The sequence below is a fragment of the Mariniflexile maritimum genome (assembly GCF_009746565.1).
In the GTDB taxonomy this organism is placed as follows: Bacteria; Bacteroidota; Bacteroidia; order Flavobacteriales; family Flavobacteriaceae; genus Mariniflexile; species Mariniflexile maritimum.
Map to the genome: position 1 here is coordinate 505,633 of NZ_WRPN01000002.1, position 14,072 is coordinate 519,704.

12 protein-coding genes are annotated in these 14,072 nt (G+C 38.3%); 8 read left to right on the top strand and 4 right to left on the bottom strand.

The window, feature by feature from the left end:
• Window positions 1–93: 93 nt before the first annotated feature.
• From GQO80_RS05000 to GQO80_RS05015, 4 genes are all read right to left on the bottom strand, one after another.
• Window positions 94–819: a class I SAM-dependent methyltransferase gene (locus GQO80_RS05000; RefSeq protein ID WP_157207222.1), complete on the bottom strand. Its 726-nt coding sequence runs from the start codon at window positions 817–819 to the stop codon at window positions 94–96.
• A 97-nt stretch (window positions 820–916) separates the two neighbouring features.
• On the bottom strand, window positions 917–2,095 hold the full coding sequence (locus GQO80_RS05005) for a Gfo/Idh/MocA family protein (RefSeq protein ID WP_157207223.1): 1,179 nt from the start codon (window positions 2,093–2,095) through the stop codon (window positions 917–919).
• Between the two features lie 51 nt (window positions 2,096–2,146).
• The gene (locus GQO80_RS05010) at window positions 2,147–3,496 is read right to left on the bottom strand and encodes a Gfo/Idh/MocA family protein (RefSeq protein ID WP_157207224.1); all 1,350 of its coding nucleotides are present in this window, start codon (window positions 3,494–3,496) and stop codon (window positions 2,147–2,149) included.
• Between the two features lie 10 nt (window positions 3,497–3,506).
• Entirely contained in the window at window positions 3,507–4,913 is a 1,407-nt protein-coding gene (locus GQO80_RS05015; protein WP_157207225.1) for a 3-keto-disaccharide hydrolase, read from the bottom strand.
• 235 nt (window positions 4,914–5,148) lie between these two features.
• Here GQO80_RS05015 and GQO80_RS05020 point away from each other — a divergent pair, with 235 nt between their 5' ends.
• The 8 genes from GQO80_RS05020 (at window position 5,149) to GQO80_RS05055 (ending at window position 14,014) form a co-directional block, all read left to right on the top strand.
• Window positions 5,149–6,741: an NADP-dependent glyceraldehyde-3-phosphate dehydrogenase gene (locus GQO80_RS05020; RefSeq protein ID WP_157207305.1), complete on the top strand. Its 1,593-nt coding sequence runs from the start codon at window positions 5,149–5,151 to the stop codon at window positions 6,739–6,741.
• A gap of 460 nt (window positions 6,742–7,201) precedes the next feature.
• Window positions 7,202–7,819 carry a GNAT family N-acetyltransferase gene (locus GQO80_RS05025; RefSeq protein WP_157207226.1) on the top strand — a complete coding sequence of 206 codons (618 nt, stop codon included), beginning with the start codon at window positions 7,202–7,204 and terminating at the stop codon, window positions 7,817–7,819.
• 30 nt (window positions 7,820–7,849) lie between these two features.
• On the top strand, window positions 7,850–8,416 hold the full coding sequence (locus tag GQO80_RS05030) for a GNAT family N-acetyltransferase (RefSeq protein WP_157207227.1): 567 nt from the start codon (window positions 7,850–7,852) through the stop codon (window positions 8,414–8,416).
• 29 nt (window positions 8,417–8,445) lie between these two features.
• Complete coding sequence (locus GQO80_RS05035; protein WP_157207228.1) at window positions 8,446–9,621, top strand: argininosuccinate synthase; 1,176 nt, start codon at window positions 8,446–8,448, stop codon at window positions 9,619–9,621.
• 67 nt (window positions 9,622–9,688) lie between these two features.
• On the top strand, window positions 9,689–10,690 hold the full coding sequence (gene argC, locus GQO80_RS05040) for an N-acetyl-gamma-glutamyl-phosphate reductase (protein ID WP_157207229.1): 1,002 nt from the start codon (window positions 9,689–9,691) through the stop codon (window positions 10,688–10,690).
• A gap of 124 nt (window positions 10,691–10,814) precedes the next feature.
• The gene (gene proC, locus GQO80_RS05045; RefSeq protein WP_157207230.1) at window positions 10,815–11,609 is read left to right on the top strand and encodes a pyrroline-5-carboxylate reductase; all 795 of its coding nucleotides are present in this window, start codon (window positions 10,815–10,817) and stop codon (window positions 11,607–11,609) included.
• Window position 11,610: 1 nt separating this feature from the next.
• On the top strand, window positions 11,611–12,738 hold the full coding sequence (locus tag GQO80_RS05050; RefSeq protein ID WP_157207231.1) for an aspartate aminotransferase family protein: 1,128 nt from the start codon (window positions 11,611–11,613) through the stop codon (window positions 12,736–12,738).
• Window positions 12,739–12,817: 79 nt separating this feature from the next.
• Window positions 12,818–14,014 carry a glutamate-5-semialdehyde dehydrogenase gene (locus tag GQO80_RS05055; protein ID WP_157207232.1) on the top strand — a complete coding sequence of 399 codons (1,197 nt, stop codon included), beginning with the start codon at window positions 12,818–12,820 and terminating at the stop codon, window positions 14,012–14,014.
• The last annotated feature ends 58 nt before the right edge of the window (window positions 14,015–14,072 follow it).

The window sequence follows — 14,072 nt, forward strand, 5'->3', positions numbered from 1 at the left end:
GTACTAACTCGTCCTAAATAAAGGCTGCATAATTTTTATGGCGATTACTTGAACAATAAACCTGAACTGTTTCAGTTTTTGGTGTAAATAATATTACCAAGCTTCCACAACCAAAGCAGAACTGTCAATGGTATAGGGTTCCTCATTAAAATTTCCGTAGTAATTACAATGTTTAAATCCTGCATTGTTCAATAACTGTGCTAGTTCCTTTTTTAGCAGCGGCAACAAAGCTATGCTGTTTTCAATTAGTTGTTGGGTCGATTTAACGGTTAATCGCGTATTGAAATCAATCTTGTTTTCTAATTTACGGTAAGAATAATAGCGCTCAAAGGTAATGGTGTCATTTTCTATGAGCGGTAACTGCGTGATGTTTTTTTCAATAATTTTATCGTAGTTTACTATTTGCAGCAGCAATTTTCCGTTTGATTTAAGTATGGTTTTAGATTGTTGTAAAAATTCGGACACCTCTTCCAACGTGTTCAAATGCACTAATGTGTTTCCAAAGCAAATGATGCCATTTATGGAATTTTCAGCAAAAGAAGTGTTCAATTCAAGCATGCTTAGTTGTTTAAATTGAACGGATTCCGGTTTGTTTCCTTTTTTAATGGAAGCTGCCCGTATCATTTCAGCATCCATATCAATTCCCAATACGTTTTTGTAAAAATTGGTCAACGCAAATGAAAGTGTTCCAATGCCGCAGCCAACGTCTAAAACAGTACCACCGCTTTCTGGTATTTTTAGCCTAACAAAATCAACTTGAGCGCTGTTGATTTTAAAAATATGGTGGTAATAAGGGGCAATTTGCTGATAAAAACCCATAAAAATTATTTTGTTGAAATAGTTATAAAAACAAAAGAGCCATCATTTATTCCATAAAGCACGCTGCAACTCAAAAATGAAGACTCTAAAATACTAGTTATTTCCAATACTGGATTGTTTCTTCGTACATAGCATCCAAAGATAGTTGTACCGCCTTTGCGGTTTCGGCACCCGTGTAAACGTTCGATATGGGTTGTTGGTTGTTTAAAATACAATCCCTAAAATCCATTAAAGCTTGTTTGCTGGGTTCTATATGGTCAACTTCAATAGCAAAACCTTTACCTTGCAGGTATGGACTTGCAGTGGCTCCGGAAACGCCATCAACATCGCCTAATTTTGTTTCGTGTCTTTTTTCATGGTAAATCCATGCTTTCGTGTAATCGAGTTGTATGGTGCCTTTGCTGCCCTGAACTTTTATTTGATAATCGCCCAAAGCATTGCTTGTTAGGCAGGTAAAACTTGCTTTAACGCCACAAGGATATTCGTAAAGTAAATGGATGTTGTCAAATGTTTCCCTGCCATCCTTCCAAAAATTGATGCCACCGGTACCCATAATTTTCTTAGGGTTTTCGCCCAAAAGCCAATGTGCAAAATCTATTTGATGCGAGCAAAGTTCGGCTACCAAGCCTCCGGAATATTCCCTGTACATTCTCCAGTTTATCGCACGTTCTAGGGAAGGATCTGCAACGGGTCTTCTCCAATTTCCGTTTCTGTTCCATTGACATTCAATGGATGCCACTTCACCAATATCACCGTTCTGTATCATGTTTACCACATGTTTGTACAGTTTAGAGCTATGGTATTGATGCCCCGTTTGAAAAATAGTTTTTGAAGCGGTTACTTTTTTTACCAACTCCTCAATGCCGTTAAATCCTTTAGCCATGGTTTTTTCGCAATATACATGCTTCCCCGCATCTAAAGCATCAATGGCAATGGTTGCATGGGTGCTAAAGGGCGTTGCTATTAATATGGCATCAACCGTTTTATTGTCTAATAATTTTTGGTAATCGGTATAGGCTTTTGCCTTATTTTGTGTTCTTTTTAAACCGTTTTCCAAATTAAAGGGTAAAATATCGCAAACTGCGCTAACTTGAACGCCTTCAATCTGGTTCAATACAGAAATTAGGCCACCACCTCTATTGCCACAGCCAATAACCCCAATGTTTATGGTGCTATTGCTACCGATATTTTTTGAAAAGGCACCCAATGTGGAAGTGCCGGCAATAAGGCCTGCGGAAACAATGCCGCTTTTGGTTATAAACTCTCTTCGTTTCATTTGTAATGATTTTTGATGCTACTTCCTACGAAGCAAAATACGTTTGAATGATTAAACAGGTTTTATTTCCCAACCCGGTTCATAACGGCGTTCCCATAACTTCATGGCTTCCCGATCATATATTCTGCCTGTTACGTTATCGACTTCAAACGATTTGTCAATTCGCGATGCAATATTGGCATAATGGGTTAACATTTGACTAATAACGCCTTGTTCTATGGGCGATGTTAATGCTTCCTTCCCGCGAATGGCTTGGAAAAAATTTACCGAATGGAGTGTTGAAAGGTCGCCGCCGCCACCAAGTGCTACACCGTCTTCGCCACCTCCTTTTAAAACGTTTTCCTTTATAAGTTTACCTTTTAAATCGAATAATTTATAACCGCTTCTATCAACAAACACCGACCCATTGGAACCATAAATAAGGGTGCCGCGGCCAGCACCATATTTATCGTAGCCATTTCTGCTTTGTCCGTCCCATTGAATGGTTTTGTTATTCGCAAATTTAAAGGTCGCTTCCATGGTATCGTACATTTCCCAACCATCATTTTTGTAATGGAATTTTCCGGAATACACCCCTACATGTTCCGGGTACTCCACATCCAAAGCCCAACGTGCAATATCCAACTCGTGCGTGGCGTTGTTGCCCATTTCGGCAGTGCCAAAATCCCAACCGTACCAGTGCCAGTTATAGTCCCAGGTATCGTGCATATAATCTTTTCTGGGCGATGGGCCTTGAAAAAGATCCCAATCTAAACCTGCTGGCGGATTTGCTTTTTTAGGAAGCGGCACTTCGCCCCTAGAGTTGGTGTAAAAGGCAATAGCCTTATAGGTGTCGCCAATAATGCCATTATGAATGTTATTGATGATTTCATTTGATTCTACGGAAGAACGTTGTTGGTTTCCCATTTGAATCATTTTACCGTATTTTTTTTGATAGGCCACAAGCAGTTCGCCTTCTCTGGGGTTGTGGCTACATGGTTTTTCAAGATACACATGTTTATCGGCTTGCATTGCCATACAGGCACCGGGTGCGTGCCAATGGTCGGGGGTGGCCATAAAGATGGCATCTATCTTTTTGTCATCTAAAATGATGCGGATGTCGTTTTCCAATTTTGGAACGTAGTTGATGGATTTTGCTATGTGGGCCGCGGCCTTATCGCGTTGGCTTTTCATAACATCGCATAAATAAACCAGTTCGATATTGTTTTTTTTGTCTGAAATGGCTGGAACATAAGCGCCCCAGCGTCTTCCCAAACCTTGAATCGCTACCAGTATTCTATCGTTAGAACCCATAATGCGTGAATAGCTTTTTGCCGATGTACTGGTGATGCTTCCTGTGAGGGCAACACCAACAGCGCCAGCGGTCGCTTTTTTTATAAAATCCCGTCTATTTGTACCCATACTGTTATTTTTAGTTTAATTCCCTAATTTTTATGCTTCGGTAATTTACGGTGTTGCCATGGTCTTGCAGTAAAATATGGCCTGTCGGCCATTGCCCGAATTTAGGCCAATCCTTGTATTTACTATAAGCAACCAAAGCCCTAAACATTTGTGATGACCGGTCGTATTCCACCACTTTTTCATTGTTCAGCCAGTGTTCAACTTTTGGGCCGTTTACTACAATTCGGGCTTTGTTCCAAGAGCCTATTCCTTTAAATTGTTTGCCTCTGCCGGGTATTGAAAGATTTTCAGGAGCAATTAAATCGTAAAGTGCCCCAATCGTTCTATTGCCGTTAACGCCTAATTTGGCATCGGGATGGTTGGCATCGTCTAAGATTTGAAATTCGCAACCAATGGCAGACCCCGCCCCTTTGTTAAGCTCGGGGTCAACAAAATATTTGATGCCACTGTTGGCACCTTCGGTAATTTTAAATTCCAATTCCAGTTCAAAGCTGCTGAAAACTTTTTCGGTAATGATGTCGCCAGGGCCGGTCGATTCACCGCCATCGGTAGCTAAAACAGTTAACTCGTCGTTTGTGGTTTCCCAACCCGATTTAGGAAAATAATCCAATTTAGCGCCTTTCCAACCTGTGCTGGTCTTGCCATCCCATAATAAGCGCCAGCCTTTGTCTATTTCATTTTGTGTCAAGCTGTTTTTTAAATAGCTCATTTCCTTAACATCGGGGTCGGTAGCCCAACGGTCTGTTTCTAGGTTGGTGGTTTTAATTTTAATATTTTTCCATCTAATCTCTTTTCCTGCCTGTTTTTCGTCCGAACCAATACTATGAACCTGAAGCGCAATAAAGCCGGAAGCCGTAACATCATCTACTAAATATGCGCATTGTACGCCGTTAACCCAGGTTTTAATGGTGTTGCCTATGGCTTCAATTCGGCAACTGTTCCAAACGCCATTTTGAAATGCTTTTTGTGCTTTGGGGTTTAAGGAAAGTGGGTAGATCCAGCCATTTCTGCCTTCGTCGTAAATACCGCCCGTAAATGCCCGATCGCTTGGGTCCAGTTCAAATTGATAACCGTGTACTTTGCCATCTTTAAAATTCTTGATGCTGTTGGACCGGAATTGCACCCCAGAATTTATTGATGGGTCTAATAAAACATCGAATTCTAAAATAAAATCGCCATAATTTTTTTCGGTACACAAAAAACTGTTTTCGGTATTTGTTTTGGTAACGCCAATAATTTCGCCATTTGCTATGCTGTAAGGTGCAGTGCCATTTAGTTGTTTCCAACCTTTTAAATCCTTGCCGTTAAACAGGGGCGTCCAATCGTTTTTGGTAGATTGGGAAAACATTTCAGCACTTAATAAGCTGAACAATAAGATGCTTGTTATTACATAAAGTTTTGCGGGTAGTGGTTTCATTGGTCTTGTTTTTACATTCAAACAAATTTTAAGTTTTTATTTTGTTATTCAAAATTTATAACTTCTTTTTTTAAGAAATTATAAATCGAAATCGATTGAGTGCGACGTGTTTGATTTGTATCGTATGTTTCTATTATGAATATGTTATTTTTATAGGATGTATCCGTTTCCATGTTCCAATTTCGTGAAATTATGGGTATATTAGCACGTATTTTTAATGACAAAATATTTCAAAATGGACGATACTTTTTTAGAAATTCCAGAATACTATAAAATCACGAACCTTTTGCACCAAAAAACCTACTTGGTTGACGGGAAATTAAAAACATGGGCAGGTGAAACGGCCGAGGTTTATTCAACCATCTCATCTACCAACGACTATAAACCAACACTGTTGGGAACGGTCCCTCAATTGGGTGAAAAGGAAGCTTTAGAAACTTTAAATTCTGCTTTAAACGCCTATGATAAAGGTCAAGGCCTGTGGCCAACCATGAAAGTGGTAAACCGTATTGCGTGCATGGAAAAATTTGTAGCGCAAATGAAAACCAAACGTGCTGAGGTTGTAAAACTGCTTATGTGGGAAATTGGCAAAAACCTGCCCGATTCTGAAAAGGAATTTGACAGAACGGTCGATTATATTTACGATACCATTGAAGCCTACAAGCAAATAGATAGGGACTCAGCTAAGTTTGAGAAGAATGAAGGCGTTTACGCACACATACGCCGAGGCCCACTTGGGGTGGTTTTGTGTTTAGGCCCCTATAATTATCCGCTAAACGAAACCTTTACACTTCTTATTCCTGCATTAATTATGGGGAATACGGTTATTTTTAAACCCGCAAAGCTAGGGGTGCTGTTAATTTCGCCATTGTTGGAAGCCTTCCAAAACAGTTTCCCAAAAGGGGTGGTAAATGTTATTTATGGTCGTGGTCGTGTGTTGGCAACACCCATTATGCAATCGGGTAAAATTGATATTTTGGCATTGATAGGAAACAGTAAATCGGCCAACGCCTTGCAAGAAGAGCATCCTAAGAAAAACCGATTGCGTTTGGTTTTGGGGTTGGAAGCCAAAAATCCGGCCATTGTACTGCCCGATGCCGATTTAGATTTAACGGTTGATGAATGTATTGCGGGCACTTTATCGTTCAATGGGCAGCGTTGTACCGCATTGAAATTGTTGTACGTCCATGAGTCCATCGTAAATGAATTTAACAAGCGTTTTTCAGCAAAAGTTGATGCATTAAAATTTGGTAACCCCTGGGATGCCGGGGTAAAATTAACGCCCCTGCCAGAAACTGAAAAGCCAGGTTATATTAAAAACCTGATTGATGATGCAGTAAAAAAGGGCGCAAAAATAATAAATAAAAAAGGCGGCGAACTTACCCAGAATTTTATTTTTCCAGCGGTATTATATCCTGTTAATAAAGATATGGACGTGTTTAAGGAAGAACAATTTGGCCCTGTGGTGCCGGTAATTCCGTTTGCAGATATTGAAGAACCGTTGCACGATATGGCCGAGTCCAATTACGGCCAGCAGGTAAGCTTATTTGGCAAAAACATTCACACATTATCGCCCTTAATTGATACTTTGGTAAATTTGGTGTGTCGTGTAAATTTAAACAGCTCTTGCCAACGAGGGCCCGACGTGTATCCGTTCACCGGAAGAAAAGATTCGGCTTTCAGTACGTTAAGCGTCCATGATGCCTTGCGCTCATTTTCCATACGAACCTTTGTAGCGTCTAAGGATAATGATTATAACAATGCCATTTTAAAGCAACTCTTGGATAAGAAAACATCAAACTTTATAAGCACCGATTATATTTTGTGAACAAATTGCCTGAGTTTCATTGCATATCTTTCTAAAATATGCAATGAAATTTGTTAAAAACAAATGTAATCTTCCAAAAAACGGCCTAATAGGTAAATTATCCATAATTTTTTCAAAAAATAACTTAATTTTGGCATGATTAATGAATAAAACCATAATTTTACACTATGAAAACATTAAAAAATAAAATACGTTGTACTATCCCCGGTTTGCCCGTGCGCAGTCGCCGCCGCTTTTAATCTTAGTTATCACAGCAAAACCCAAACGTCATTTTAATTTTTTTCTTAGTGTACAAACCAGTAATTATAGCATCCCAAAATTTAGTTAATAATTTTATTAGCAAACGTTTCTTTGGCTATATTTTTCCGCGTCGCCCCTAAGGCATCCTTCAAATTTTGAACTTGTAGTGTACGGTTCAGCAAAAAAATAACGCTAACTTTTAATTCATATTTTAATTATAATGAAAATTGTAATTGCTGATAAATCACATTCAAAATACGCAGAGATAATTTGCGAAACCATTGCGGAATCTGCTGCTGTAAGAGGTACGGGTATAGCAAGGCGCAACCCTGAATATATCACTAAAAAAATGGAAAATGGCAATGCCGTAATTGCCTTAGATGGCGATACGTTTGCAGGTTTTTGTTACATCGAACTTTGGGGCCATGGTAAATTTGTTGCCAATTCCGGCTTAATCGTTCACCCCAATTATCGTGGTATTGGATTGGCTAAAAAAATAAAGCATAAAGTGTTCAACCATTCCAGAACCAAGTTTCCAGACGCCAAGGTGTTCAGTATCACCACCGGATTGGCCGTTATGAAAATGAATACCGATTTGGGTTACAAACCAGTGCCCTTTTCTGAGCTAACCGACGACCCCACTTTTTGGGACGGTTGCCAAACCTGCAAAAATTATGATGTTTTAACACGCACCAACCGAAAAATGTGTTTATGTACAGGCATGCTTTACGATCCAAAAAATCAAGGAAAATTTAAACCAAAAAAAATAAAAGAAAAGGTTTTTAATAGGTTGAAGCACATAAAGGAAACCATGTTTTTAAAAAAAGATAAAAAATAATGAAATGGGAAATTCTCACTTTAAATTAAAATGAATACGTTATTGGATATAGAAATAGAAAGTGTTATTGAAAAGGCCGAAGCTTTTTGTGCCGAAGCAGGCATAGAAGTACAGCTTGTTTATAAACTTTCCAACAAGGCTTTGGAAACTATTTCTGAACGCTCAAGAGAACTCCCTACCTTATATTATGTAAGTGTTGACATGCTGAAGAAACGTGTTGAAAACGGGTGCTTTATATTAAAAAAGGAGGGTGAAATTTGTGGACATATTTTTGTGCACGAGCATCAGGTTAAAGAACATTTTGTTTATGAGCGTTCCAGTTTGTGGGTTGCCGATGCGTACAGGAAATACAATTTAGGACTGTTGCTAATGGCTAAAATAACCGAATTTTATAGCGACACCTTTCTAATTTCCATAGCGCAAACACCTAAAGTGCACCATTACAATGAATTATTGGGAATGACACACGTTACCCTATCTAAAATGTCTGCCGTATTGGTTGAAGAACTAGAAAAATTAGGAAAACTGCGGGATGAGTTTAGTTTTAGATATTATGTGAATGCCCGTTTTGAGGCTGAAATACGGGAATTAAAATAAATAGCAAATAAGTTTATAAATTATATAAAATGGAAAAATTAGTAATAGCTTATAGTGGCGGATTGGACACGTCTTATTGCGCAGTAAGTTTGTCAAAAAAGTATGAAGTGCACGCGGTAAGCGTCAATACCGGTGGTTTTACAAAGGCTGAAATAGAACACATAGCATCGAACGCCTACAAAATGGGCGTTACCACCTACAACAATATTGATGCGGTAGCCACCTTTTACCAAAAAGTGGTGAAGTATTTAATTTTCGGCAACGTCCTTAAAAACAATACCTATCCATTGTCTGTAAGTGCAGAGCGTATTATTCAGGCTATTGAAATTGTAGAATACGCCAAAAGCATCGATGCAAAGTACATTGCTCATGGCAGTACAGGTGCGGGTAATGACCAAGTGCGTTTCGATATGATTTTCCAAACCTTGGCACCAGAAATCCAGATCATCACGCCTATTAGAGATGAAAAATTAACCAGACAAGAAGAAATCGATTATTTAAAAGCCAATGGCATCGACATGTCTTGGGAAAAAGCGAAATACTCCATAAACAAAGGGCTTTGGGGCACGAGTGTAGGTGGATCTGAAACCCTAACGTCCGATAAACCCTTACCGGATAGTGCCTATCCATCGCAGTTAAAACATACCGAGAGCGAAAAAGTTAAGTTAACGTTTGAAAAAGGTGAATTAGTTGCTGTAAACGGGATTGAAAACGACCCAGAAATTAACATTGAAACCTTAAATAATCTGGCAAAGGCATACGCTATTGGTCGTGATATTCATGTGGGAGATACCATTGTGGGCATTAAAGGACGTGTTGGTTTTGAAGCACCTGCGGCGTTAATTACCATCAAAGCACATCATTTATTGGAAAAACACACCATGACCAAATGGCAGTTGCAGCATAAAGAATATTTGGCAAGTTTCTATGGCATGCATTTGCACGAGGGTCAGTATTTAGATCCCGTAATGCGAAACATGGAAGCGTTTTTCCAAAGTAGTCAAGAAACCGTAAGCGGCGATGTATTCGTTACCTTAAAGCCTTACCATTTTAGTTTGGATGGCATAAGTTCCAAACACGATTTGATGAATGCGAAATTTGGAAGTTATGGTGAAGAAAACAAAGGTTGGACACCCGATGAAGCGAAAGGTTTTATTAAAATCTTCGGAAATCAAAACAAAATTTATCATCAAGTTAATCCTTAATTTGAATTAAAACTCAGACCTCTCAGGTTTTTAAAACCTGAGAGGTCTTGAAAAGAAAAGATTGCAAATGAAAAATATCAAAGTAGGTATTATTGGAGGCGCAGGTTACACAGCGGGCGAGTTAATTAGATTGTTAATCAACCACCCTAACGCAGAGCTTGATTTTGTGTACAGCACTTCCAATGCGGGAAATAGCATAAGCAACATCCACCAAGATTTAATGGGTGATTTAGATATGAAATTCACAGATACTGTAAACCCAAATGTAGATGTGTTGTTTTTATGTTTAGGGCATGGAAATTCAGTGAAGTTTTTATCGGCTAATGCGTTTTCAGCTACCACTAAAATCATTGATTTAGGAAATGATTTCCGACTTGAAAAAGACAAAGTTTTTACTTCGACAGGCTCAGTACAGGCTAAAACTTTTGTTTACGGCTTGCCGGAATTGCAAAGAGACGCTATTAAAAACGCAGATTATATAGCAAATCCAGGCTGTTTTGCTACTGCTATTCAATTGGCTTTGTTGCCGTTGGCGGAAAAAGGTTTGTTGCATAACGATGTGCATATTAATGCGGTTACAGGTGCTACAGGTGCTGGAACTTCATTGTCTGAAACTTCGCATTTTCCTTGGAGAGATAATAACTTTTCATATTACAAACCGTTTACGCATCAGCATTTAGGGGAGATTAATCAGTCGGTTAAACAATTACAGAACGGTTTTACTTCTGAAATTTTATTCATGCCCAACCGAGGTAATTTTTCAAGAGGCATTTTCGCAACGGTTTACACCAATTTTGAAGGTACTTTAGAAGAAGCAAAAGCCCTATTTGAGGCATTTTATAAAGATGCCAAATTCACCTTTGTTTCAGATGAGGTGTTGCATTTGAAACAAGTAGTAAACACGAATAAGTGTTTAATACATTTACACAAGCACAACAATAAATTATTAGTAACAAGTATTATTGATAATTTATTAAAAGGCGCTTCGGGACAAGCCATACAGAATATGAATTTGATGTTTGGTTTGGAAGAAACCACAGGATTGCAATTAAAAGCGACTTGTTTTTAAAGCCCCACCTAACCTCCCCAAAGGGGAGGAATAGATTGCGGTTAAAAAAGATGAAGATTAATAATGATTAAAAACGCTCCAGTTCCCCTCCTTTGGAGGGGTTAGGGGAGGAAAAAAAGTTAATATGAAAATAGCCATTATAGGAACTGGAAATTTAGGAAGTTCTATTGCAAAAGGACTTATCAATAATAAGTCGTTTACATCCTTGTATTTAGCCGATAAAAACACGGCGAATGTTGATGTTTATAAAAATGAGGCCAATGTAACGATTACCAATGATAATGCTTTGGCGGTGGCTAAAAGCGATATGGTTATTTTTGCACTGCAACCAAAACATATCAATGCGGTTTTAGAGAGTGTATCGGCTATTATTACCGACAAGCATATTATTATTTCGGTGGCTGCTGGTGTTGAAATTCCTAGAATTGAAGGTATTATTGGAAAAGATAAAAATATTATTCGTGTCATGCCAAACACAGCGATTTCTATTGGAAAATCCATGACCTGTATAGCGGCTAATAATAAAGCACAAGACAAGGTTGGTTTGGCGCAAGAAGTGTTTAACCAATTAGGGACTACCTTGGTAATTCCTGAAGATTTAATTCAAGCAGCAACAGTAATTTGTGCCAGTGGTATTGCATTCTGGATGCGACTTGTGCGTGCGACTACACAAGGAGCTATTCAGTTAGGTTTTGAAGCCCACGAAGCACATCAATTGGCTACACAAACGTGTTATGGTGCTGCGAGTTTATTGTTGGAATCTGGAAGACACCCAGAACAGGAAATAGACCGCGTAACAACACCTAGTGGTTGTACCATTGAAGGGTTAAATGCTATGGAACATCAAGGTTTAAGCTCTGCTTTGATACAAGGTATTGTGGCTTCTTTCGAGAAAATTAATCAAATTAAAAAGAATTAAAATGCCATTATTTGACGTTTATCCATTATACAATGTAACACCGGTTTCGGGTAAAGACATGCATGTTTACGACGAAAATTGTGTTGAATATTTAGACCTTTACGGAGGTCATGCCGTAATATCCATTGGACATTCACACCCAAAATATGTGGAGGCTGTTACAAACCAAGTTAAGACTTTAGGGTTTTATTCCAACGCGATTCAAAATCCGCTACAAGTTGAACTTGCCGATAAAATTGAAGCCCTTTCTGGTTGTAAAGGCTATGAGTTGTTTTTGTGTAATTCTGGCGCAGAAGCGAATGAGAATGCTTTAAAATTAGCATCGTTTAAAACAGGAAAATCGCGTGTAGTTGCCTTTAACAATGGGTTTCATGGGCGTACATCGGCGGCGGTAGCGGCCACCGATAATAAAAGCATTGTCGCACCAATTAATGCACAGCAACAGGTTACTTTTTTAGCGCTGAACGATATTGAAGGCGTTAAAATAGAATTGGAAAAAGGTGATGTTTGTGCGGTGATTGTAGAATTTATTCAGGGCGTTGGTGGTTTGGATCAAGGAACATCCGAATTTTTCGAGCAAGTGGATGCACTTTGTAAAGCAAACAATACCTATTTTATTGCCGATGAAGTGCAATCGGGTTACGGACGTTCGGGTAAATTCTTCGCGTTTCAATATTACAACGTAAAGCCAGAAGTGATTTCAATAGCCAAAGGCATGGGGAATGGGTTCCCAATTGGCGGTATTTTAATCCATCCCAGTATTGAAGCAAAACATGGCATGTTAGGTACCACGTTTGGTGGTAATCATTTGGCCTGTGCTGCTGGTTTAGCGGTTTTAAACACGATTGAGGAAGAAAATTTAATGGCTAATGTGAATGAAATTTCAGATTATTTTATTTCTGTAGCCAAAACCATTCCGCAGATAAAAAATATCAAAGGAAAAGGCTTGATGATTGGTTTGGAATTCGACTTTGAAGTTGGCGAATTAAGAAAAAAGCTTATTTACGAACATCGTATATTTACAGGTGGTGCTTCAAACAAAAAACTGATTAGAATTTTGCCACCATTAACTATTAGAAAAGAACATGTAGATCAATTTTTTGAAGCTTTAAAAACAGCTTTAAAATAGCATGTAGAGTAAAAACTCTGAAACTTAAAGTTCAGAAAATCTGAAAACACTTTAAAGTTCAGAAACAAAAAACAAAAAAATGAATACTTTATTAAACATTGAAACAAGAAACGCCGTATTGCTTAAAATGGCAGCACTTTTGGAACAAGAAAGAGCTGCTATTATTAAGATAAATAAAGCAGATTTAGATGCTTATGATGGCGACGATATTTCTATGTACGACCGTTTAAAAGTTGATGATTCCAAAGTGGATGAGATGATTAAAGCTGCAACACATTTGGCGTCGCAAGACGACCCTGTTGGTGTAGAACGGTTTAGTTTTAAACACGATAACGGGATGCAGGTCTATAATAAAACGGCATCATTTGGAACGATTTTGATTATTTACGAATCGCGTCCCGATGTTACCGTAGAGGCTGCAGGAATTGCTTTTAAATCGGGAAATAAAATTTTATTAAAAGGTGGTAAAGAATCTTTAAAATCAAACTTAAAGATTGTTGAATTGTGGCATCAAGCATTAAAAAGTCAAGGTGCTTCAACCGATTGGGTTGAATATTTACAATTCAACAGAACCGAAACCCAGGCTTTTTTAGAAAAACCAACACAGAAACTCGATTTAATCGTGCCTCGTGGTGGCGAACGTTTAATTGCCTTCGTAAAAGAACACGCATCATGTCCGGTAATCATCAGTGGACGTGGTAATAATTTTGTGTATGTTCATAAGGAAGCCGATTTAGACCTTGCTTTAAAAGTCATCATCAATGCAAAAACAGCTAAAATTTCAGCATGTAACGCATTGGATAAAGTACTGATTGATAAAAAGCTTTCTAATAAAGAAGCATTTATTAAAAACTTGATTTCAAAATTAAAGGAATTCAACGTACAGATTTTAGGTGATGAAGCCATTTCAAAATTTGAAGGTGTTAAAGCCATTGAATCGGATGCTATTTGGTATCAAGAATTTTTGGATTATAAAATTGCGATGGCTGAAATAGATTCAAATGAAGATGCTATCGCCATGATCAATAAATATTCTGGAGGTCATTCATCATCAATCATCACAAAAAATGATGCGGTTGCTAAAGTGTTTATGGAAAACGTAGATACAGCCGCAGTTTATCACAACGCTTCTACGCGTTTTACCGATGGTAGCCAAATGGGGTTAGGGGGCGAATTGGCCATTAGCACCGATAAATTACATCAACGCGGGCCTATTGGTTTGCAGCATTTAGTAACTAATAAATGGTATGTTCACGGCAATGGACAAATTAGATAAGTCCATAATGGGCATTTAAAAATAAGCGAACGCCTGTACACATTAAAGAGCGAAGTTT